The sequence below is a fragment of the Leptospiraceae bacterium genome (assembly GCA_015075105.1).
GTDB lineage: Bacteria > Spirochaetota > Leptospiria > Leptospirales > Leptospiraceae > JABWCC01.
The window spans coordinates 1,452,243-1,476,328 of record JABTUZ010000001.1; the positions used below are offsets into that span (position 1 = coordinate 1,452,243).

Sequence of the window (24,086 nt, forward strand, 5' to 3'; positions counted from 1 at the left end):
ACTAACATTCAAAATCTTCGCCCGGAATAAAAGTAGGCATCCAACGGCCTTTTTCTTTTTTGAATATATTTTTGTTCACCCATTTATCCAGAACTGCATCAAACACTTCCATACTCATTTGGTAGTATTTCAGATAATCCTGAATAAATTCTTCAGGATACTGGTTATCATATAGTTTGATCAGTTCTATTGCCTGATCTCTTGTCATTGCACCGCGACGAATTTCAATTCCTGCATCTTGTGTGGCTCTTCCGAACCCGAATTTCAAATACATAAGATATGCATGTAGGGAATACAAAGCCTGATCATTTTGTGCAAAATTGGTAAATGTTCCGGAATTCGGAGATTCTTGCTCTACCAGACCGCAATGCTCCTTTGCCACCAGATAATTCCTGTATGAATCCCACGCCTCATAGTAAGACCAATGCGTGAATGAAAGATCTGCATTTTTGATTTCTTCATCAGACGGAAAATTGAAAAAGTAAAGTTCTTCCGGAGTCCCACACTGGTTTAAAAATCTGTCATGACCGCCTTCCAGATAAATTTTCTTCATATAATGAATATCATAAATCGGATTGTACTTCGATTCGGTTGAACCTCCGTATTCTACCTCCCCATCTTCACCGTAAAAGAGCAAAGGAATTTTGAAATTGATTGCAACACGAATCACAGCAGTCATAATTGCTGTAAGCCAGCCGTAATAAGGAAAACCTTTTTCAATGAATCCCATTTTATTCATTCTGCGCATAATCTCAGAATCGGGAGTTATATGAATATGATCATAACCGCTTTGTGTAAAATTCAGTAAATTGGTATGCCCAAGTTCAAGTTCTAATGGAGGTCGAATCGTAACGGTAAGAGGCCGCATTTTGTATTTATGTTTTAAAGAGTAAGACACATACGAGCCATCTTTGCCCCCGCTTACAGGAACTATACAGTCAAATGTTGCGTGCTTATTTCTATTTTTTTCCAGTAATTCCAAAAGCTCTTTTTCTCTAACAGACCAATCAAGCTTTTTCTTTTCTTCCATCCACTGACATGCGTTGCACCAGCCCCGATCATCAAACTTGATCCTGGGTCTGGTGGACATATTCATACAATTTTTACAGTAAATTACTTTTGTCATACCCTATTCCTTTCTAAAGTACAAAACCATCATCTACGATTAAGTTTTGACCGGTCATATATTCACTTGAATCACTCAATAAATATACTAAGATGCCAGTCAAATCCTCTGCATCAAGCATTCCCTTAACACCACATCTGTTCTTATATTGTGTTAAAAACTTTTCAGGTTGTTTATCCAATATTCCCCCGGGACTAATAGCATTTACTCGAATTTTATCTTTTTTAAACATCTTCGCCATATATTTCGTCATCCCGATAAGACCATGTTTTGCAACCGTATATTCAATGGGTGAGTGCATATCCGTGCCAACATAAGTTTCAAAGGCAGGCGCAACTACACCTTGAATCGAAGAGATATTTATTATATTGCCGTATCCTTGAGTCAGAAAATATTGAATAAATTTTTGACTCATGTTAAAATACCCTCCAAGGTGCAAACTTACAAAATCAGAAAAATCTTGACTGCTTACATCAAAGAATTTTTTCCCGAAATTTTTATTTCTCGGGTATGCATTATTTACAAGCGCATCAATTTTACCATACTTTTTATGCAAATACTCTAAAATCGATTGAACAGACTGAGGTAGGGTAATGTCCAATTCAAATAGTTCCAATTTGCGATTAGGATCTTTCTCCAAAATTTTATTTTTTAGAATTTCTGCTTGGGTTGCATCTAAATCTGCAATTACACCAATGCCGTTTTGACGAGAAACCGCATCTATAAAAGCACTACCGATTCGTCCGGCACCACCTGTAATTACTACCACCTTATCTTTTAACATATCACTTCTTTTTACTTTCTCTTAAAATTATCTCTGCAAGCCTAAAATCATAAATATCATCAATATCGACTGCTCTTTCTTTTGGTACTTCAATTCCTGCTACTCTCCCTGAAAACAAACCAAAGTTTTCCAATATATGTTTGGGCTTACTTACATAAACTACAGTTGTTAAATCATATACCTTTGGTGCATCTTGTCTTCTGACAATTGCTGAATCAGGTTTGTTTACAAGCTCTAAACAACCTTCTTCGTTTACTTTCACCATATTAAAATAGGGACTTCTATTAGCTGGAGTGTATGCAACGCAAATATCAGCATCTTCCAATTGCATCTTTGCAATAGAGTTTTCAATATCTTCTTTATTTCGAAGAGGGCTTGTAGCAGGAAGACTTACAAAATAATCAAAACTACCATGGTTTTCCGTCACCCATTGAATAGAATGCTGCCAAGCTAACCATTCAGGCGAATTGTCTTCTGCTAAGGTTTTCGGGCGTTCAATTACAATTGCCCCGTTCTCTCTGGCTATATTTGCAATAGAAGAATCGTCTGTTGACACAAAAATCTTCTCAATACTTTCTATACTTCTCGCTATATCAATCGAATACTTAAGTAACGGCTTACCATCTAATTCCATAATATTCTTACCTGGTAAACCCTTTGAGCCTCCACGAGCAAATACGAAAGCAAAAATCTTCATAAGTTTTATTTTTTCAAAGCAATTGATTTAATTTTTTGAATGAGTATGACCGTATTCATTGCTTCTTTCAAAGTAACACATTCTTGTTTTTTGCCTTGGATTTTCCTTTCAAAGTCAAGAAGCACATTCAAATACATTTCATTTCGATCTAAATTACTTTCATCAAATATTAACTCTTCTCCTTTTGCAGTAATTAGTGTAATTTGATTTTGAATTAAATTCCACTCTATCGCACCTAAACTTCCAACCATTCTACATTTTCTATATGCTTTTTTTTGCAAAAAGTCTAAGTGCACGGAAATTACTTCGCCTTTACTTCCAAGAAGCACTACATCAGCTACATCTTCTACCTTCAAGGAAAGTTCATCTGACGATCGTAAAATTGCAGAATAGGGACTTAGCTCACCAAATAGCCATTGCAAATAATCAAACTCATGACTCAACTCTAACAAAACTCCACCACCAAGAGTATCGCTTGCAGAAACAGTTTCTCTATAATTTTTACCACTTCTCCAATCCGGTAAATATTGTCCAACCTCTGCAAATACATTATAAATTTTTCCTATCCTCTCTTCTTTTAAAAGGCTCAAAATTTTTTGACTACTCGAAAGATAACGTAAACAATAATTAATCGCTACTGGAATTTGAAACTTTTCAGATGATTCAACTATCGACTGAGAATCTATTTCACTTGAAGTCAATGGCTTCTCTATTAAGACAGGAATGCCCAAGCGAATAAAAAAATTTGCGTGCTCTGCGTGTAAAGTTGCAGGAGATGCAATTATCGCCATATCAATTTTTTTTTCAACTGAGTCTTTTAAGTTAGAATAATATTTATCTAAATTGGAAACTTCTTGAGAAGAATTTTTACCGCTTGCTGAAATTGCAACAACTTCAGATTCTGGATAAAGTTTTTTAATATTCGCTCGATGACGCTTGGAAATGTTTCCAAGCCCAACTACTGCAACTCTATTCAAACTTGCTTACTCTTTCATTTTTAAAATAAATTTTAATATCTTCCTGTGCTTTTTGGTAGTCTTTCATCTGCCCAATATCAAGCCAGTAGTCATAACTGGTATATGTTCCAACTTTTTTACCGGATTTAAGGTGCTCATCTAAAAGAGTAGGCATATCAATTTTTTGCCCTACCCTTACACTGTTTACGATTTTTGTATCTAATATATATATCCCTGTGTTGATTTTATAGCGATAGGTTGGTTTTTCAACCATACTATATACTAGCTCATTTTTAGTTTCAATTACGCCAAAAGGAACACGATGCTCGTCTTCACGCACACAAATTGTTGCATCAAAATTATTTTTTTCATGGTATTGCAATAACTTAATATAGTTTAATTTAGTCAAAACATCACCATTCACCATAATAAGAGGCAAATCTCCAATATTCATTGGCAATAACCCAAGAGCCCCACCGGTTCCAAGGGGTTCATTTTCATGCACATATTTTATTTCAATACTCCACTTACTGCCATCTCCAAAATATTCTTTTATTATATCTGGTAAATAATGGGTGGATATATAAAATCGAGAAAAACCAAAACTCATAAATTGCAAAATAAGATGTTCAAGCATGGGCTTTTCGCCTATACGCAGCATTGGCTTAGGGCAATGGTCGGTAAGCGGCGCAAGGCGTGTACCAAAACCGCCCGCCATAATAAACACGGAGTTTGCGCGCGGCTCGGGCTGCATCGCTTGATGCAGAGTTTCAAGACCGAGCACTTTGTTTTCATCATCAACAATAGGTATCGCAGTAAGATCTTCTTTTTGCATGAGTGAAAGCCGCTCTTCACGACTTGAGCTTGCCTTAACCGATAAAGGGCGGCTGTTCATCACCTTCCCGGCAATGTCTTGCATATTTGCGTCGGCAAGTAATGCACGGCGGATGTCGCCGTCGGTTATCGTACCCAAAAGTTTTAGATTCTCATCGCAAACTAACAAAATGCGCAGCGAACTCTTAACTAAAAGACGCATGGCATCTCGGATGGTGGCGTGTTTTTCTAAAAGTGTGGATTGCCAGTTTTTCATGGGATTATTTCTTTAAGTAGTTATATTATTTTAATATTATGAAAAACTAAAGTTGATATCATAAAACTTCTTCTTTAAGAGATTCTTAAGCTGAAAGCTCTTTAATACTTCAACAATCTTTTTACTCGCCTGCCCGTCACCATAAGGATTCACCACTTTGGATAATTCATATTGAAATTCTGTTGAATATAATTTTTTGAATGCCTGTAAAATTGATTCATAATTTGGCTCACAATCAATTACACTCTCGGCCTTTATTCTCCCTTTTTGCCTATCACCGATATTAATCGTCCCGATCTTAAAACTGGGAGCCTCAGCTAATCCACTGGAGCTATTGCCCACCACCGCATCGACAAATTGCAATGCGCTAAGATATCTCAGTTGACCCAATGAGGTAAATGCAGTCGATTTATATGAATTCTGATTTACATAATCATCAATCATTTGATTGATGATACGGCCATCGGTGTCACTGTTTGCTTTGGTAAATATAATATGTGTTTCGGTAAGATTATCTAATGCACGCAACAATTCACTAAATTGTTTTTCAGACGTTGACGCCTCTAATGTCACGGGGTGAAAAGTCACCAACAAATTTTTTTTAGCCAGCTTAAACCGTATCGATTCTTCAAATTCAGTTTTAGTCAAAAGTTTAAGTCTTTTAATATTTTCAACACCCATACCACCGACGTTAAAAACTCTATCAGGTTCTTCGCCAAGTTGAATCACTCGCTTTCGATACTCTTCGGTTGCAGTAAAGTGCAAGTGACTCATCTTGGTTACACTATGACGCATTGCTTCGTCAAACGCACCTTCTGTTGTTTCACCACCGTGCAAATGGGCAATCGGTAAGCGTGCAATCATCGCAGCACTCGCTGCCGCAAAAATCTCAAATCGATCTCCCAATACGACAACAATTTCGGGCTTTAGTTCATCAAACGCTTCGGCGAAACTAATTTGTGCAAGCCCCATTGATTTTGAAATACCTATAGATGTGTCTGACGACAAAAGTATTTCTATCTTTTTATCAATCTTAAAGTCTTTTTCGATTTCTTTATATGTTAAACCAAACTCGGGGCTAAGATGCATACCTGTTACAATAAGTTGTAACTGCAAGTCTACATCGGCCTCTATTTCTTTCATCAACCAATACAACAACCCATATTCAGCGCGGGTGCCGGTGATAACACAGATTTTACGTTTAGCCATGTTCATCTTTTGATAATTTACTGTTTTTCAGGCCTTGGAATAATCACCCGAAATTGTTCACCCTCTATATCGTTAATCAGGTCAATATTGGGCTGCTGCGATAGTGCACGAGCAACGCCCGAACCAAAACCACGATAATTCATCAGTTTTGAGCAATAAGAGACTAAAAGATTATTTCTAACGACTGCATTTCCCATTTTTATATTTTCAACCGTAAGACTGTTGGGTAATGTTCCTGGGCTTATAATTTCAATTCGGTCATCAAAAATCATCACTCGTACTGGAGAATTTTTTGAATAATCTCTATGTACCAAAGCATTCTGCAATAATTCTTCTAATGCGGTTTGTGAAACTTCTAATTTGCCGATAGAATTAAAATTCTGACCCGCCTGAATATGATATAGATTTGTTTTGAAAAAACGCATTGTATCTTCAAAAATCTCAGGAATAGTACCTTCAATATCCTGACTGCTTCGATAATCCGTTCCACCAATACTGTTTCCAAAAAATGATATTGCTTTTATACAAAAGGCAGGTCTATATTTCTGCGGATTTTTCGCAAAGAATAAAAGTCCGCCTAATGTGAGACGAGCGTCTTTCAATATATTCAAATTCGTTAATAAAGCTTCTGATATTTCAATTTTTTCATCGGCTTCTCTTTTTTGAATTACTTTGATGTATTGCTCTACCTTTACAAGGTTGATGTCATCAATAGAGGTTTGTGGAATAACCATTTCATCTAAATACAAGATTCCACTTTGTTGAAACAGCCTCACTTGCTCATTGTTGTCGATTAACCTTCTTTTGTCTGAACCTTGTTTTATCCAGATTGTGCCGTTTTTATCTTTATATGGTTTCGCAATTCCTTCAGAAACCTCTACAACCAAAATTTTCTTTTCTGCCGTTCCCGAAGGCACTGAAACAACTTCAGTATAAAGAAATATTTGTGGCTTTATTTTTTCGTTGGCAATTGTTGCAATTCTATTATTGTATAATTGCAACTGCTCATAATTTAAGCCCAATACCGTGCCCTTTTTATCTTCAACTCCAAATAAAATTATTCCCCCTTTTGAGTTAGACAAAGCAATCAATTCAGCAGCAATAGAATCATCATTATCAATCTCTCTTTTAAACTGTACCTTACTTGTCTCGCCAGCACTAATTATATCTAATAATTCGATTGCATTCATATCAACTCATATTCAGCGCGGGTGCCGGTAATGACACAGATTTTACGTTTAGCTATGTCCATCTTTTAGCCATTTACTGTTTTTCAGGTCTTGGAATAATCACACGAAATTGTTCGCCCTCTATATCGTTAATCAGTTCAATATTGGGCTGCTGTGATAGTGCTCTTTTAATACCAGAACCCAACCCACTAAAAGGTAAAGTATGAATACTAAAAGAAACAATTTGGTTATTTCTTATTACAGGGTTTCCAAATTTTATTTCTTCAACAGTTAAACTATTGGGCAACTTACCCGGACTAATTATTTCGATACGATTCTCAAATATCTGCAATCTTATTGGTGAATTCTTGAAATAATCTCGATGTACAAGCGCATTTTGCAACAATTCTTCGAGCGCAATACTTGAAACTTCAAGTTTTCCAGGTGAATTAAAGCTTTCTCCTGATTGAATGAACATCAGATTACTTTTTAAAAAATCCATACCTTTCTCGAAAAGCACTGGAATTGTGCCAGTAAAGTCTTTTGGCTTGCTTCTATATTGATTTTCAGAAATATCGTTTCCAAAATATGAGACGGCCTTAATGGTAAACGCGGGTTTTATACTTTGAGGCTCCTTGCCGAAAAAGAGCAACCCCGCAAGCGTCAATCGATTATTTCTCAATGCTTTTTTGGCCTTCAGCGCCTGTTCAAAGGTAAGCCCCTTTTCTTGGTAAGATCTTTCAAATTCTTTTTTAAAATAATCAGAAAATATTTTTTCATCAATGTCATCAATAGAAGTGTTATATACTTCCATTTCATCTGCAAGCAGGTTTGCACTTGTTTGAAACAATCGTAAAATTTCTGAATTATCGGTCAACAGCCGTTTATTTGAACCTTGCTTTACATATATTTCGCCTTGCGCGGTATTATACGGCTTGTTTATGCCCTGATTAATATGGACGACCAATACATTCTTACTGGTGCTATTATCCTTAATTTTAATTACTTCTGTTGTAATGTATATAGGCGGTTTAAGGTTGTCTGCAAACTCTGCAAGTTTTCGATCAGCATATTCAATTTGATCTTGAGCTAAACCGACAATAGCTCCTGTTTTATCTTTAACGCCGATGAATATCATACCACCAAGCGAGTTAGCCATGGCAACCATTTCACGGCTCATACTTTCTGGGTTTGGTAAACTTTCTTTGAACTGTACTTTACTCGTCTCGCCAGCACTAATTATATCTAATAATTCGATTGCATTCATATCAACTCATCTTCAGCATAATCACGCTCGGCTTGCTTGCCAATATACTCGTGCCAACGCATGGGGCTAATGCCGTGCCCGGGGCGCTTGACCGTCAAATTTTGTTCGCTAAAAATTTCACCTTTCTTGATTGCTGTCTTAGCCACCAACGACTTTCGGGCAATCGGTTTATTTTTTGCTTCGCTGGGGCTGGGCTGTTTAATCGCACTGCCTAACGCTTTTTCAATATTACGGATAGCCTTCACCATCGCCACTAATTCTTGCGGTTCAAGGCTTGCTTTGTGGTCAGGGCCGGGCAAATTTTTATCAAGTGTAAAATGTTTTTCGATAATGGTCGCTCCCATTGCCACTGCGGCAATAGGCACTTCAATACCCAGAGTGTGGTCGCTATAACCGTAAGGCAAACCAAAAGCTGCACCAATAGTTTGCATCGCTCGCAAATTTACATCGTGCATCGGCGTGGGGTATTCAGTATTGGCATGCAACACACTAATTTTTTCACGTTCAGTACCGGCGTGAGCCAATACATCGATGGCCGATTCAATTTCACCCAAAGTCGCCATTCCGGTTGAAAGAATAATATTTTTGTTATAGCGACCAATGTGCTCTAAATAAGGCAAATTGGTAATTTCACCGCTGGGTATCTTAAATGTGGCTAAGCCAAGTTCATGTAACAGATTGATACTTTCGTGATCAAAGGGAGTCGAAAGAAACTCAATATTTTTTTGTTTGCAATAGGCGATGAGTTCTTTATGAGCATCTTCAGTGAGTTCTAATTTTTTTATCATCTCGTATTGGGATTCACTGCTTTTAGTTGTCTGTTTTTGATAATCGGCTTTTTCGGCATTTTTACTAACAAGATGATTCGCTTTGAAAGTCTGAAATTTAACAGCATTGGCACCCGCTTCACTGGCGGCATCCACAAGCTTTTTAGCTATATCAAGCGAACCATTATGATTCACTCCCGCCTCTGCAATGATAAAAACTGCTTTCATTTTACTATACTGCCTGCTTTTATAAAACCCGAAACAACAACGCCTTGCTTTGAAGTAACATTGCTACCGACAAAACTATTTTCACAAACTCGAACACCGCCGTTAATAACAGCCGCAGTTGCAATGTGACAATGATTTTCAATAACTGCATCATGCTCTACGAGTGCCTTTGTATTGATGATACAGTTTACACCAACTTCGGCATTAGCATTGACAATGGCATGGTGCATCACCACAGTACCCTCACCTATCTTAGCATACTTTGAAACATACGCAAGGGGAGAGATAATCACAGGCAGCGTGTAGCCAGTTTTTTTGAGTTGTTCATACACTCGCACTCGCGCAGCATTATCTTTAATGTGCCCAATAGTTATGACTGCCTGGTGTGCTTTTTTATACAACACGGATAATTGTGCATCGTCACCCAACACCGGATATCCCAAAACGGTTTTACCAACATTTTGGGGTAAATCTACAATTCCAAGAATTTTATATGTATCTTGCAATTCAATAACATCAATAACACTACGACAATGGCCGCCACCGCCGACGAGAATGATTTCAGGTTTTGTAGTTTCACTTTGCAAAATAACCACCTGTTTTAGGCGCACCACGAAATTCTATTTTATCTTCTTCTTTTAGTTTCTTTAACCATCTTTCTATATTCTTAACAGATGTCTTCATTTGAGTAGCGAAAAATTTTGATCGTTTGTTAGGATTTAATCTTATAAGTGAAAAAAGTTCATTTACTCCCTCATTTACTCGCGACTTAAAAAAGCTAACTTTTACAGCACCCCACTCATACTCAAAAGTCGGCTTTGGTAAACCATACTTTTTGCAATCATTGACAATACTAATAGTCCCTCTACCCCAATTTTCTATAAAACCACATTTATAAAAAACTGACGCCATTACAGGGTTATAGGGTTTTGACTGATGTGGTATAATAAATTTTTCTATTGGGACTTCGACACTCAAGGTCGCACCATTAAATATAATAAGCTTATCAGCATACTGAGGTGTACCCGTTTTAGTGGAGAGATTTTTAAGCCACAAATTTTTCTTCAAACTTTGAAGGGCTTTGATAGCCAATGAAAGAATGAAGTCTTTTCCTATTGTAAAATACTTCAATATATTTGAAAACATCTTTTCTCAATTCTTCATAATTTTCAAATTTATTTCTATAAATCAATTCTGTTTTGATTGTCTTGAAAAAAGATTCTGCAACTGCATTATCCCAACAATCTCCTTTGCGGCTCATACTGGATTCAAAACCATTCCAGAATAAAATTTTCCGGAACAGATTGCTTTGATATTGAGAACCTCTGTCCGAATGAAATATTAATCCCGAAGCAGGCTTCCTTTTTCTGATGGCACTTCTGAGAGCATCAATCACAAGTTCTTTTTTCATATGGTTTTTCAACGACCAGCCAACTACTTTTCTGGAATATAAATCGACGATTACACACAAATAATAAAATCCATTTTTTATTTTGATATATGTAATATCAGAAACCCAAACTTTATTTGGTGCATATGCAAAAAAATTTCGATCCAGGAGATTTGGAGAGACTGGGAGATTTTGATTCGTTACAGTTGTTGTGACTTGAAATCTTGCAGGTTGAATACCCTGTATTTTCAGCTCTTTCATGAGTCTTTTTACTCTTCTTTTCCCTATAAAATTTTCCTGTTGATGTAGCTCTTTTACAATTCTCCTCGCTCCATAAACTTTTTCGTTCTCTTCGTAAATATTCAATATCTTTCGTTTCAGAATTCCATCTTGAAATTTTCTTTCAGAAGAATTGGCTCTCCGCTTCTTGTAATAGTTACTGGGTGATATTCCTAAAACCCTGCACATTCTCTCTACCGTATATTCCTTACGGTTTTCATTTATCACAGATACTATTATTTCTGTAGTTTTGAGAGAACGGCCATAGCCTTTTTTAAGATATCACGTTCCATCTTTGCTTCGGACAATTCATACTGAAGCTGTTGGATTTCAATATCTTTGGGATCGATTTTCTTTTCCATTATATCACCTTTCTTGAATTGTAAATTCTTTCTCCAATGATACAAAAGATCTTTTCGTATTCCTAAATTGGAAGCAATTTCTTTTGCTGATTTGCCGGATGAAATAAAATGATTTACTGCATCCTTTTTGAATTCCTCTGTATATGTTTCCCTTGTTTTTGGTCCCTTGGTCATTTTTATCCTCTTTTAAAGGCTAAAATTTCTACACTTTTTCGGGTACAGTTCATACACTTTAATCTGCAAGTTTGACGAATTTGAATAATCTCGATGGATTAAAGCGTTAATAATAGCTTCGCGGAGTGCTTCATAAGGATATTCTAATTTTTCTCGACGATGTACACCGTCATAAGAGATATACGCTTTTAGATATTTAAGCCTCAAAATATCCATAATCGTATCTACTTGATCAATTAAATTACCTTCAATAATGTCGCTACTTTGAACTTCTGTTTCACTTAAGAATTTACCAATTTTTGAATGCGATTGTATATAATATTGCTGTGGGTTTTTAGCAAAAAGCAAAACAGCAGCTCGTTTTAAATATTGTCCATCGTATAAGTTAAGTTTTCTAAACAAATCTTCAATACTGTCTTCGTTAGTAATATTAGGTATTCTATCGATAGCGAGTTGCTTAAACTTTTTTACCGTATCTAAATTTACTTCGTTTAAGTTAAACCTATCTTCAATAACATCATCCCAAGTTTTGCCATACTTTTTTAACAAAAAGTTAGTGAGATTTGAACCATTCAATTCTATAGTGCTACTACCACTTCTTTTATAAAACTTTCCATTAAAAGAAATAGGTGCGAAATTTTTTGCGACCTCTACCTTTATATATGCTTTTCGATTCTTTGACAACCCTAAAACATCGGCAACAATTCCTAACCTCGAATTAATTTTATTCGGTAAAAGATTTAAAAGGTCTTTTATATTCTCTATACCTACAACTTTACCTTTATCATCTATACCTATAAATAACGTACCGCCATCAGTATTAGCGAAGGCAGCAATTGTCTTCAAATACTCATCACGCCAAGACTGTTTAAACTCAACACTTTGAGACTCGCCCTTTTCAATCATACCTATCAATAAATAATTCTACACCACCGAGCTTGGCAAACTCACCAGGTGCGCCTCTGCCGCTTCGGCATTGGGTAGCTCCCCACGCAGTGCACCTTCGAAAGCGGGTAAGCGGTGCATCAACTGCCACACCGGTCTTGTCATAACACCAGCACTGTTTGTTTTCGCAAGCAGCTCGTTGCGTTTTTCAATACTCGGGCAATATACCGAATTGAGCCAGTAGTTTGAACGAGCATACGCAGGTTCTTTTACAAAAATATAATCGCTGTTCGAGAAGAACTCTTCGTAATGTTTTGCAATTTTTCGTTTGCTTTCAAGAAAGCTATTTAACTGCTCCATTTGAGCACAGCCCAATGCTGCATTCAAGTTGGGCATTCGAAAATTAAACCCGGGTTCGTCATGATAAAATTCATACGGGTGCGGCCTCTTGGCGGTCGTTGTCAAGTGCTTCGCTCTTACGCCGTCATCGGGGTTGGCACAGAGTAACATGCCACCGCCACCCGTGGTGATAATTTTATTGCCGTTAAAACTTAAGATCCCGAAATCTCCCCAAGTACCAGTGTGGCGTTCTTTGTAAAAAGAGCCCAGACTCTCGGCAGCGTCTTCAATTAAAACTAAATTCCAGTTTTTTGCTATTTGCAAAAATTCGTCGAGCTGCACAGGGTGGCCAAAGGTGTGCATCGGGACGATTGCTTTTATTTTCTTGGCAGTCTCTTTGTGAACACAATGTCCATCCTCATCTAAACGTGCATTTTTATCGAGCCATTTCCCTGTCGCAACGGGGCATAAACCAAACGCTTGTGATTCAATATCAATCAAAACCGGCTTCGCACCCAAGTGATAAATAGCATTGCACGTCGCTACGAACGTGAGAGCCTGCGTAATGACTAAATCATCCTGCCCCACACCGGCCATATAGAGTGCGGTTGAAAGCGCAGCCGTGCCGTTTACGGTGGCAACGGCGCGAGGCGAACCGGTAAATGTTGCAATTTTATTTTCAAAGTCGTCTACAAACTTACCCACGCTTGAAACAAACGTGCTATCAATCGTTTCGGCTATGTACTTTTTTTCATTACCACGAAACTGCGGCGCATGCAGTGGGATGTATTCATTCGTTTGATAAATATCTCGTATAAATGAAATTAATTTATCTACCATAAAATTTTACATTTTGCTATCAAGATATTTACCGGTATCCTTGTAATCAAAATCAGGTAGCAGCTCAAAAAACAATCGAACAATATCTTCTTTTGTCCATGATAAATTTGCCTTCATCTGAGTTATTTTCTGCTCGAATGTATTCAATAGTGCATCATTGAAAACTGCATCATTTTTAATGATACCTAATTTCTCAAAGCGAGTCATATCAAGAGTTTCGTTTTCGGTAAAAAACTCCTCGAAATCTTTTTCACCGGTTGTGTCGCTTTTCGTGAAAAGACATGGCCATTTACCTTGTTCGGGCAACGTTTTTGCGAGCTCGCGCGCTTCGTCTTCACTGTTGCACAACTCCGGTTCATAACCTCTCAACTTTAAGTAATGGGTGGCTATTTCAGCAAACGTAATTAAATGCAACTCTTCACTCAGCTTAGGAAAAAAGATGTCTCTGTTATCGCCTAAAATACACGACATTAAACAAAGCTCTCCCGATTCTTGTGGAGTGACAAAATAACGCTTCACGTCATTCGGTGCCACAATGGGCTGCCGCTTTTGAATGCGCTGGTCAAAGCCATGCAAAAGTGAACCGTCTGAAAATGCAACATTCGCAAACCGTGCCGTCGAGATATTGATCTCAAGACTACGGCGCATTAAAAACATTTCCATAATACGTTTTGACGCTCCCATCATATTCACGGGGTTGGCGGCCTTATCGGTCGATACACAAAAATATTTTTTTACACCCGCGCGGATGGCCTGCTTTAGCGTTTTTTCGGTATTGAGAATATTGGTTTGAACCATACGCATCAAAGTAAAGGCGTCTTTTTCACTGCGCACATGCTTGAGTGCCGAAAGGTTCAACACATAATCATACTCTCCATCCCACTCAAAAAAAGCATCATACTCTACCGAGCCAATATCAAGCGCAAAAGTTTTGAAATCACCGTCGATATAACCAAACGAACTGCGAATATCGCGAACCAGCTCGACTAAATTATTTTCGCTGACATCAACCACATGCAACTTTTGCGGTTTGCGCTTAAAAATTTCCTTAACAACCGCTTGGCCAATTGAGCCTGCCCCACCCAAAACTAAAAACCGCGATGCTGAAACGATACTTGAAAGTTCAGTTTCGTGGTGTGCTAAATCGCGGGTAAAGAGCGGGTCGGTGCGGCCGATAAGATTAAGGGTGTTCATGCTAAGGTTGTTGTTATAGATTTTTTTTATATAGGAATTGCTATTTTAATAAGATCTTGGTTAAATGATGAGGTGTTTAGTGAGTAGGTTTTACCTTAGCAAATCTATGTTGCTTCTTAAAAAATCAGATCCGATTTTCGCTCGAATTTCTCCATGCCAAACATTCCCTATATCATCTACTTTTTGAAAATGTTTCCAAAACTTTTTTTGCAAATCCTCATCTTCTTTTGTAATCTTCCAAGACCCGCGAACTCTCGATTCCATTTCAAGAACTACTGATTTAATTTCTTCCGGGGTGCTTTCATACAAATCAACACCGATACCAAGGCCGTCTTCTCTGCTTGACATATAATAAGCCGCATTCATTTCAAAAATCTCTTGAATAGTTAGAAATCGTTTTTTTTCTCTTGACCAATGCTTTTTCACTGTAATAAGAAATTTATCACTAAAAGTTGAGATAATACCAATAGGAACATGATCAACGTATAAAATCGGTCTTCTAAAAATATATGGAACTCCATCAAATCCAGTGCCATTTGAAATACAAAATTCACATTTTGCACCTAAATAAATATCCATAAAATCTGAACGAAGGCCATTATATGAATAATCGATAATTTTTGGATGAAATACATTCAAAGGCTCTTTTACCTTTACCCCCATTCGTATTACATAATAACCCATTTCTGCCAATTCTAATGCTGCCTTACCATAGTTTTGGATATTGCAGTTACGGTAATCGTGATAAGACCAATCTCTCCAAGGAAGAGCAGACTTTAAATAACTATCATCTCTAATATGCAAACAAATAAATTTACTTCCTTTTTCAATTCCAAGTGCTAATAAACCATCCAATCCTTTTTTTTCTTCTCTTTCAGTAAACTGAATATGGGCAGGGTATTGATCTAATAGATTATGAACATCTCTATCATTTGCTGAATTGTCACCAATTCGATGAATATCGCCACCTGGAAAAAGAGTATTAAAATAATTTACTGATGAAAATAAAAATGTTGGAAAAACGTGTAGCTTTCTCTTTATCATTCTATTTAATTGATAATTGCAAATTGGATAGTTGTTATACCAAATATCTATAAAACGACCTTTAGGTTTATTCACTCCAGCATCCAATTCACATAAATATAATTCTGTGTTCCCTGAAAAATGACCAATTCTTTCACTTATTAGCAATTGAATTCTAATCAAAATTAAAGGCTTAATGATTCGTATTAATATAAAGATAATAAATCCCACTGGAGAAAATATAAAAATACAAAGATACCAAAAAATTTTAATTACAATAATTTTTTTAACTTGAAAATTACTCTTAAATAAATTCAAAAGCATAAATTTTAATTTCATTTTAATAAAATTCATCAAAACATTCCATAAAAAAAATTTTCATAATAAATACTGATATCTACGAAGAAATGTTGTGCTAATTTTAGATTTTATTTCACCGTGCATTTCTTTTTTCTGAAATACCTCCCAAAACTTCTTTTGAAGTTCGGTATCCTGAATTGTATCTTCCCATTCTCCTTTAATTCTTGATTCCATTTCCATGACTCCTTCAATAATTTCTTCTGGAGAAGTTTCGATTAAATCAATTCCAGAAGACTCAAATTCACTTGACCTCATAAAATATCCCGCTCCAGAATCAAAAATCTCCTTAAAATTCATGTATCTTTTTTCATTTTTAAGCCAATGAAGCTTTGTAGTTGCTATGAATTTATCACTAAATGTAGCTATGATTCCAAGAGGGACATGATTCATGTATATAATTGGCCTTCTAAATATGAAAGGCACTGCATCAAATCCAGTACCAGTAGAAATACAAAATTCACATTTAGCGCCTAAATAAATATCCATAAAATCATTTCGTAAATCACTCACTGCATAATCGATTATATTCTTATGAGAAACAGACATTTTTTTATTCACAACTGCACCCATTCTAAAAATAACATAACCCTTTTCTGCTAATGCAACGAGAGCTGGAACATAATTTTGAATATCTCCATCTCTATAATTATGGTAAGACCAATCTACTCTTAAGTTTGAACTATTACTCTGATTATCCAAATATGCTGAATCTCTAACAGTAATACAGATAAACTTCCCATTATTTGGAACTCCAAACAATTTTAATTGCCTTTCTCCCTCAATCTCTTCTTCTTGCGTAAAACTTAAGTGCGCAGGATATTTATCCAGCAAATTATTCACATCTCTGTCACAACAGGTATTTGTACCGATTGTAAACTTATTAAATCCCGGTATTTTTCTATTTAATCTATCTGCTAAGGCAAAGAAGCTTCCTGTTTTTATATTAATTATTCGCATCCACATTTTTTTTAATTGTAAATTGCAATCATTTAGTTCTTGGTACCATATATCAAAATATCGCTTAATAGGGACATTGATTCCTTCTTCTTTTTCACATAAGTATAGTTCAACATTCGCAGCAAAATGACCTAACCTCCAATAAATTAGGGGCTCGAGCCTAATCAAAAAAAATGGGCTAATAATTCGAATAATCAAAATAAAGATAGCTATAAACGGGAGATAAATGAGAAAAATCGTGTAGTGGAAGAAAAAATCTTTAAAACGATATAATTTTCGTATAACTTCCTTTTTCCCTCCAAGTCGTATGTGCTGAATTTGTCTTTTAAAAAAATTATTAATCTTAAACATAAATAACTTCTATTTTGTTACTCCATGAAAAGTTCCCTATAATTACCTTTGCGAAGAACTTCTCCTTTGTTTAACTCAATTATAAAATCACAATTCTTTATTGTACTTAATCTGTGAGCTATTATGATTATTGTTAAATCCTTTTCTAAATTTTCTATTGCTTCCATTACTGATTTTTCGGTTTCGTTATCTAACGCACTTGTAGCCTCATCAAAAATAATTAATGATGCGTTTTTATACAAAGCTCTAGCAATTCCTATTCTTTGCTTCTGTCCTCCTGAAAATCGAACTCCCCTTTCCCCTGCCATTGTATTATAACCATCTTTCAAGGATTCAATAAACTCTGAAATTTGGGCTTTTCTTGCTGATTCTTTTACTTTATTAAAATCTATATCTTCTGTCTTAACACCAAAAGCAATATTTTCGATAATTGTAGCATCGGAAAAAAAAATATTCTGCGGAACATGAGCTATGTTTTTCTGCCAAGACTGAATATTTTCCATGGTTAGTACAATATTATCTACGAAAATTTTACCTTTAAAAGGAGTTAATAATCCCATAATTATATCGGTTAAAGTACTTTTACCACTTCCTGTTTTGCCTATAATCCCAATTTTACTCCCTTTCAAAATGTCAAAACTGATGTTTTTTAAAACATAAGGCTCTGAATTTGAGTATTTAAAACAGATATTAACTAACTCAAGTTTGGAACTAAAAACTATTCCCCCTGTACCAATAGTATCTGAATATATAGGCATTGGCTGCTCTAACAACTCTAAAACATTAAGTAAGCTATGCCTACTTGACCGCAAAATACTCCAGGAGGAATATGCCTGTTGCATCACTGGTAATAGTCGTTGAGCAGCAAGAGCCAATGAACCCAATAATGGAATAGCAGAAGACGTTAAGCCACCCTTTATATTATCGCTTAAAATATATGCAATCGCTGAAATCAATATCATTCCAAAGACTTCGATTACTAATCGGGGACTATTGTTTATAAGATAATTGCTCGCGGAGGCCTTTCTTAACAGATAGTCTGATTTTTCATAAATCTCATAATATACTTTTTGAGTCCCATCCAATAAAATATCTCTAATACCTCCAAGCCCTTCATTCAATACTTTTAAAACATTATTAGATTCTAAAGAAATTACTTTCCCATTACGTGTGAGTGTTTCTTTTGAATAAAAAGCTATTATAAAATAAAAAACCCCAAAACTAAAAAATGTGCCAATAGCAATAACTGGATTAATTGCTATAACTGCAAATAAGATAGTAATTAACATTATCCCAGAATTTATTAATCCAAGTGTAGGTTGCATCAAACTCCCCATCACCCCATTTGCTTTATTAATGATCCCGCTAATCACCTCACTATTATTTCTTGAAATATGAATATAATATGGTTGATACAAAGTTTTTTTATATATATCCAAACTTAACACAGATGAGACCCTAAAACTTAATTTTGTACTATAAGATAGAATCGAAATTCTTGCAATACCGGCAAACAAGGCAAAACTCGCAAATAAAACAGTTATTGGCAGTAATAAGTCTGCTGAACTTTGAATACCCAAATAATGATATATAGGAATTAACAGTTCAATTTTAAAAACTGTTTCAGGAGATGTTAAAACACCAAGCAAAGGTAAAACAGAGCCTATGCTTAATACCTCAAGAAAAGAAGTAAGGATGCTTAGGAACAGAAATAAAACTATTTCTCTTTGAAATTCCCTTGGTAAATGCTTAAAAAACCGTGCAAATAGAGAAAAGTCTGGCATTAAAATTTTAAATTAAATTTACAGAAAATTAACGTGCAATGGATTCGGACCTTGTGCAGGACGAAGCCTTTCGATTCCTTTAATATGATTATCTAATGCAATACTTACATAGTGCTGAATAGGTAAAGTCCCCATCATTGTTTGAGCATCAAAAGCAGGCGAGGCTAAATATTGCATAATTCTGGTATACCTATCAGACTTAAAAATATCTATAAACCTTTCATCTGTAAAATTACCCATATGCAACTTTGAATATCTTGCATTAAAAAACATACCAGAAGGTGCGATTAATCCACTTCCACTGATTTGTAATAAAAATTGTGGTCCATAAAATCTTTTGTAGGACGGGATACCTTTGTCTTTGATTTTTTCCCATTTCACAATTATCTTTGTCTCTTCATTGCTTAATGATTCTGCCTCTTGCAATAAACTATACATACTTTCATATTGATCATAATCAACCCCAAGAGTATGATTCTCGTCATCAGAGCAATGTTTAATTACTCCATAATCTGCACCTAAGTCAACAGCTAATTTAGCAAATGGAATAATTTCATCTTTAAATTCTGGCATCAAAACCATCTGAATTCCTAATGTTACATTTAATTTTTTTCTTTTCTTTAAATCTATAGCATACTTAATATGCGACATAGCACGATCAAAAACTTTAGTGTATGATGGTCCTTTATACATAATTTTTGCATAGCTTTCCGGTCTTCCCGCAGCTACGGTAAATCTCACCCAGGTTAAATAAGGAAGTACTTTCTCAATTTTTTCTGGCTCCCACTCCCAGGCATTTGTGGCATTTCCCACATCTATACCAATTTTATGTGCATGTTGGATAAATGGAACATAAACTTTTGACAAAGTGCTTTCCCCATCTGAAATCAAGGAGACCCCTTTTACACCAATTTCAGCAAAGTCATCTAACAAATTTAGAGCTTCATTCTCCTTTATCGGAGGTCTCTCCTGCGGTTCTTGCATCATTGCATAGCAAAACTTGCACATGGCTCCACAGGATCGCGTTAGAGCCATGTCAACGCTAACCGGTGCAATTTTCTCACCATTTTCCCATGCTTTAACTCTATCATAATGATAAGACAACTTATGAGAATCTAAAATCAAGTCTCCTTCTTTCGTTGCTACAGTAATCTTTTTATCTTCCATATATAGCTCCTTGTTTCTAAGATTTTATTTGAATACCACGTAAATTTCTAAGAGAATTTTTATCTCCAAGCGACTCACACCAAACATTTATCCCTTGATCAATTTTATTTTTTAAAAATTCTTCATAATCTAAAATTAACATTCCCCTCTTACTGGCAGGAATGTTTTCAGTTAATGTAATTAAAACTTGTCCTGATTTTGTGGTGCGTGTAGGAGAAATTAATTGAAAAATAGGATTTTGGTTTGTTGCCGATATAACTAGATCGAGCCTTGCTTGATCATCAAGTTTATTCCATGTCTCACTCGTTTTTGGTGTATCAATTTCTGCATAGTTGTTAAACATAAATTTTTCCTTTATTAAAATATATTACTTCAGTAACAGTGTTTAAGAAACTCTAATATATTTATATAAAAATTTATATATTGCAATTAAATTCCTATATTCAATAAAATCATTATTCATCTAAACTATTCCCTTGACTGATTAAGTCTGTCTATAAGTTTTTCTTAATTGGAATTTTAAAATTTTCTTTGCTTTAAAAAGGCCCTTTAAACCAGTCACCGGGTACGTCATGGGGGGTTTTAACTAATTTTTCTAGATCATCTTTTTCAGGCTGAATCCCAAAATACTTACAAACCTCAATTACAATTTCTTTTGCACCATTATAATATTCTTTAGTTAATCCAAAGCTTGCTGGTGATGCAAAATCAGGTTGGGCAATTCTGAGAGGATGAGACTTTAGTGAGCTAAATTTCTCTAAAGAAACTCTGGCGACTATTTCACTTGAAATTGAGGAAAATGGTGAAGCTGAATCTAACGCTAATAACTTACCAGTTTTCTCTACTGAGCCAAAGACAGTATCCCAATCCAAGGGACGAATTGTCCTTAAATCAATAACCTCACAAGATATTCCATATTTTTTTAATACATTTTCCGCATGAATCGCTTCGACAGTCATGTAGGAGTAAGATACAATTGTAATATCCTTTCCCTCAGTAACGACTTTTGCTTTTCCTATAGGAATTTCATAATAGCCTTCCTCAATCTCTTCTGAAATATTGTGCAACCATCTATGCTCTAAGAATATTACAGGATTATCATCAAAGATTGATGATAATAAAAGCCCTTTCGCATCTTTTGTAGTTGCTGGCATAACCACTTTTAATCCAGGTATATGAGCGAACCATGACTGAAGATTTTGACAATGTGTAGGTCCCTGTCCCCACCCATGACCAATAATCAATCGAATTGTAATTGGAATAGATTGTTTTTGGCCAAACATATAATACCATTTTGCCGCTGAGTTTACAACCTGATCCATGGCCAATAAAAAGAAATCTAATCGTTGGTGAACCATGATAGGTATAATCCCGTTTAAAGAGGCACCAATCCCTACTCCTGTCATACCGTTTTCTGCTGTAGGCATATCAAATACTCTTTCTTTTCCAAATTCTTCTACCAAGCCTGCAGTTGTTCCAAAAATTCTTTTTGGATCATCAATTCCCAACCCAAAACAAATAACAGAATTACTTTTTCTCATTGCCAAATGCAAAGCATTATTTATCCCATTTGCAAACGTCATCAATTTTTTCATTTCTTATATTCAACCAAACAAGATTCTTTATAATTAGGAAATTCAGAATTTTCTGCAAACTGAAATGCATCCTCAATTTCATTTAATACTTCATTTTGGATTTTCTCTATTTCTTTATCCGTTAAACCAAATTTTTTAACTTCATTTTCCAATCGAAATACTGGATCCTTTATTTTCCACTCAAGATATTCTGCCTCTGTCCTATATCCAATATCATTGTCAAAATAAGGTCCACAGTGCTCTCTATATCTATATGTAGAAAATTCTAAAAATTCAGGCCCGCCTCCTTTTCGGATTCGGTCTAAGGATTCATTGATTGTTAGAAATACTTGATACGGATCGTTTCCATCGCCACTCAAGGATTTCATACCCAAGGAACTAACCATTTCATAGATTTTTCTATCTTTTGGCTGCCTTACTGACAAGGGAGAATAGACTGAATATAGATTATTTTCACAAATAAAAATTACGGGTAAATTTTTAATTATAGCAAAGTTAACCGATTCATAAAACACACCTTCTTCAGTAGAACCATCTCCAAAAAATATGCAGCTTACTTGGTTTGTTTTGTTTAATTGTATAGAAAGACCAAGCCCGACTCCTAATGGTATACTATTTCCGACAATTGCAGTAGTACCTACAAAACCACAAGACAAATCGCACAAATGCATCGACCCACCTATTCCCCCGCTACACCCTGTTTTCTTTCCATATAGCTCGGAAATCAAACCTTTTATACTACCACCCTTCCCTAAATAATGAGCGTGACCTCTATGTGTACTTACAGCAAAGTCATTTTTTTTCAAAGCCATACCTGCTGAAGCAGCTACCCCTTCTTGGCCAATACTTAAATGAGTAGGACACCTCATCTTATTTTCAGGGTATCTATTTGCAATAGTTTCTTCAGTTAACCTAATTTTCAAAGCCGATTTATATAAGTTTAATAATTTAGTTTTCAATAAATTTCACCTATTTATAAAATTGATTCACAGTATCTGCAACTCTTTCCAATTCTTCCGGTTTAATGTATTGATTTATCGGGAGGGTTAAAATCCTTTTTGCCTGACTTTCTGTTTTTGGAAAATCGCCCAACTTATACCCAAGTTTTTTACTTGCGGGTTGAAGATGAATAGGAATAGGATAATGAATTGCAGTTTCAATACCATTAGCGAGCAAATATTCTTGAAGTTCATCTCTTTTCTCAACTTGAATCACAAATGTATGATAAGTATTAAATTCATTTGGTTTGTCTTCTGGGATATATATATGCTTTGGGTTTAATTGTCTCCTATATTTTTCTGCATTATTTCTTCTTTTCTCAATTAAATCCGGTAACTTTTTTAACCTGTAGTTTAATATAGCTGCTTGTAAAGCATCCATTCTAGAAACAAACCCAAAACTTTCAACTGTATTTCTGTCAATCAGACCATGATTTCTCGCAAAGCTAACTTTCTTATAGATCAACTCATCATTAGTTGTAAGAAATCCACCATCACCACATGCATTTAAATTTTTTAGAGGATGAGTAGAAAAGCAACCCACATTTCCAATTGAGCCACTCATTTTATTCTCGTATTTTGAACCAATTGATTGAGCTGCATCTTCTATTACGGAGATTGAAAATTTTTTAGCAATATCCATAATTTCGTTCATCCTTGCCATTCTTCCAGTTAAATGAACTGGCATGATAGCTTTGGTTTTTTTGGTAATTAGTTTCTCGATTTCCTTTGGGTCAATGTTTTGATCCTCTAACACATCTGCAAACACAGGAACTGCATTCAGATGTACAATAGCAGCAGTTGATGCAATAAATGAGTTCGGTGGAGTGATCACTTCATCTCCTGGTTTTACACCAAGTGCAGACAGTCCTAGAACCAATGCGTCGGTTCCACTGTTAAGAGCTACCGCATAACGCACATCGCAAAGTGCAGCTACACTTGTTTCAAAATCTGAAATTTCCTTTCCGCCAATATATTGTCCTGACCCAAGTAATGAATCTATGATTGGCAACAATTCTTCCTTGTCTGATGCCCATTGTTCTTGTATATTTACATAAGGTATTTTTTTATTCATTTCCTGATCCTATACATAAT

23 protein-coding genes are annotated in these 24,086 nt (G+C 35.6%); all 23 read right to left on the reverse strand.

Translation table 11 applies throughout. The annotated features are described in order from the left end of the window. Position 1: 1 nt before the first annotated feature. The 23 genes from HS129_07070 to HS129_07180 all read right to left on the reverse strand — a co-directional run bounded on the left by HS129_07070 (position 2) and on the right by HS129_07180 (position 24,066). A complete protein-coding gene (locus HS129_07070; protein ID MBE7411810.1) occupies positions 2-1,126 on the reverse strand; it encodes an N-acetyl sugar amidotransferase in 1,125 nt (374 codons plus the stop codon). A gap of 13 nt (positions 1,127-1,139) precedes the next feature. Next, a complete protein-coding gene (locus tag HS129_07075; protein MBE7411811.1) occupies positions 1,140-1,910 on the reverse strand; it encodes an SDR family oxidoreductase in 771 nt (256 codons plus the stop codon). A 1-nt stretch (position 1,911) separates the two neighbouring features. Further along, positions 1,912-2,607, reverse strand: a complete 696-nt coding sequence (locus HS129_07080; GenBank protein ID MBE7411812.1) for an acylneuraminate cytidylyltransferase family protein — start codon at positions 2,605-2,607, stop codon at positions 1,912-1,914. A 5-nt stretch (positions 2,608-2,612) separates the two neighbouring features. Further along, positions 2,613-3,584, reverse strand: coding sequence for a Gfo/Idh/MocA family oxidoreductase (locus HS129_07085; GenBank protein ID MBE7411813.1), 972 nt, complete (start codon positions 3,582-3,584; stop codon positions 2,613-2,615). Continuing rightward, positions 3,577-4,653 carry a CBS domain-containing protein gene (locus tag HS129_07090; GenBank protein ID MBE7411814.1) on the reverse strand — a complete coding sequence of 359 codons (1,077 nt, stop codon included), beginning with the start codon at positions 4,651-4,653 and terminating at the stop codon, positions 3,577-3,579. The genes HS129_07085 and HS129_07090 overlap by 8 nt, the downstream gene beginning before the upstream one ends. A 36-nt stretch (positions 4,654-4,689) precedes the next feature. Then, positions 4,690-5,862: a UDP-N-acetylglucosamine 2-epimerase (hydrolyzing) gene (gene neuC / locus HS129_07095; GenBank protein ID MBE7411815.1), complete on the reverse strand. Its 1,173-nt coding sequence runs from the start codon at positions 5,860-5,862 to the stop codon at positions 4,690-4,692. A gap of 17 nt (positions 5,863-5,879) precedes the next feature. Then, entirely contained in the window at positions 5,880-7,052 is a 1,173-nt protein-coding gene (locus tag HS129_07100; GenBank protein MBE7411816.1) for a putative DNA binding domain-containing protein, read from the reverse strand. Between the two features lie 73 nt (positions 7,053-7,125). Further along, on the reverse strand, positions 7,126-8,298 hold the full coding sequence (locus tag HS129_07105; protein MBE7411817.1) for a putative DNA binding domain-containing protein: 1,173 nt from the start codon (positions 8,296-8,298) through the stop codon (positions 7,126-7,128). Further along, positions 8,295-9,293, reverse strand: a complete 999-nt coding sequence (gene neuB / locus HS129_07110) for an N-acetylneuraminate synthase (GenBank protein ID MBE7411818.1) — start codon at positions 9,291-9,293, stop codon at positions 8,295-8,297. The genes HS129_07105 and neuB overlap by 4 nt, the downstream gene beginning before the upstream one ends. Further along, positions 9,290-9,880 carry a NeuD/PglB/VioB family sugar acetyltransferase gene (locus tag HS129_07115; protein MBE7411819.1) on the reverse strand — a complete coding sequence of 197 codons (591 nt, stop codon included), beginning with the start codon at positions 9,878-9,880 and terminating at the stop codon, positions 9,290-9,292. The genes neuB and HS129_07115 overlap by 4 nt, the downstream gene beginning before the upstream one ends. Next, on the reverse strand, positions 9,870-10,349 hold the full coding sequence (locus HS129_07120) for a hypothetical protein (GenBank protein MBE7411820.1): 480 nt from the start codon (positions 10,347-10,349) through the stop codon (positions 9,870-9,872). Before HS129_07120 ends, HS129_07115 begins: the two co-directional genes overlap by 11 nt. Further along, a protein-coding gene (locus HS129_07125; GenBank protein ID MBE7411821.1) for an IS3 family transposase occupies positions 10,339-11,498 on the reverse strand; the annotation gives its coding sequence in 2 pieces (ribosomal slippage) (positions 10,339-11,222 and positions 11,222-11,498; 1,161 coding nt in all). Before HS129_07125 ends, HS129_07120 begins: the two co-directional genes overlap by 11 nt. A gap of 12 nt (positions 11,499-11,510) precedes the next feature. Then, positions 11,511-12,404 (reverse strand): putative DNA binding domain-containing protein, encoded by an 894-nt coding sequence (locus HS129_07130; GenBank protein MBE7411822.1) that lies wholly within the window; start codon positions 12,402-12,404, stop codon positions 11,511-11,513. 18 nt (positions 12,405-12,422) lie between these two features. After that, positions 12,423-13,562: a LegC family aminotransferase gene (locus HS129_07135; GenBank protein ID MBE7411823.1), complete on the reverse strand. Its 1,140-nt coding sequence runs from the start codon at positions 13,560-13,562 to the stop codon at positions 12,423-12,425. 6 nt (positions 13,563-13,568) lie between these two features. Continuing rightward, on the reverse strand, positions 13,569-14,756 hold the full coding sequence (locus HS129_07140; protein ID MBE7411824.1) for a UDP-N-acetylglucosamine 4,6-dehydratase: 1,188 nt from the start codon (positions 14,754-14,756) through the stop codon (positions 13,569-13,571). Positions 14,757-14,846: 90 nt separating this feature from the next. Then, positions 14,847-16,133 carry a TIGR04372 family glycosyltransferase gene (locus HS129_07145; protein MBE7411825.1) on the reverse strand — a complete coding sequence of 429 codons (1,287 nt, stop codon included), beginning with the start codon at positions 16,131-16,133 and terminating at the stop codon, positions 14,847-14,849. Between the two features lie 24 nt (positions 16,134-16,157). Then, the gene (locus HS129_07150; GenBank protein ID MBE7411826.1) at positions 16,158-17,096 is read right to left on the reverse strand and encodes a TIGR04372 family glycosyltransferase; all 939 of its coding nucleotides are present in this window, start codon (positions 17,094-17,096) and stop codon (positions 16,158-16,160) included. Positions 17,097-17,464: 368 nt separating this feature from the next. After that, positions 17,465-19,231, reverse strand: coding sequence for an ABC transporter ATP-binding protein (locus HS129_07155; protein ID MBE7411827.1), 1,767 nt, complete (start codon positions 19,229-19,231; stop codon positions 17,465-17,467). An 18-nt stretch (positions 19,232-19,249) separates the two neighbouring features. Beyond that, positions 19,250-20,398 carry a radical SAM protein gene (locus HS129_07160; protein MBE7411828.1) on the reverse strand — a complete coding sequence of 383 codons (1,149 nt, stop codon included), beginning with the start codon at positions 20,396-20,398 and terminating at the stop codon, positions 19,250-19,252. 16 nt (positions 20,399-20,414) lie between these two features. Further along, entirely contained in the window at positions 20,415-20,741 is a 327-nt protein-coding gene (locus tag HS129_07165) for a hypothetical protein (GenBank protein MBE7411829.1), read from the reverse strand. A 193-nt stretch (positions 20,742-20,934) separates the two neighbouring features. Then, positions 20,935-21,993: an alpha-ketoacid dehydrogenase subunit beta gene (locus HS129_07170; protein ID MBE7411830.1), complete on the reverse strand. Its 1,059-nt coding sequence runs from the start codon at positions 21,991-21,993 to the stop codon at positions 20,935-20,937. After that, positions 21,990-22,952 carry a thiamine pyrophosphate-dependent dehydrogenase E1 component subunit alpha gene (locus HS129_07175; GenBank protein ID MBE7411831.1) on the reverse strand — a complete coding sequence of 321 codons (963 nt, stop codon included), beginning with the start codon at positions 22,950-22,952 and terminating at the stop codon, positions 21,990-21,992. Before HS129_07175 ends, HS129_07170 begins: the two co-directional genes overlap by 4 nt. Positions 22,953-22,962: 10 nt before the next feature. Continuing rightward, positions 22,963-24,066 carry a DegT/DnrJ/EryC1/StrS family aminotransferase gene (locus tag HS129_07180; GenBank protein MBE7411832.1) on the reverse strand — a complete coding sequence of 368 codons (1,104 nt, stop codon included), beginning with the start codon at positions 24,064-24,066 and terminating at the stop codon, positions 22,963-22,965. Between the last annotated feature and the right edge of the window lie 20 nt (positions 24,067-24,086).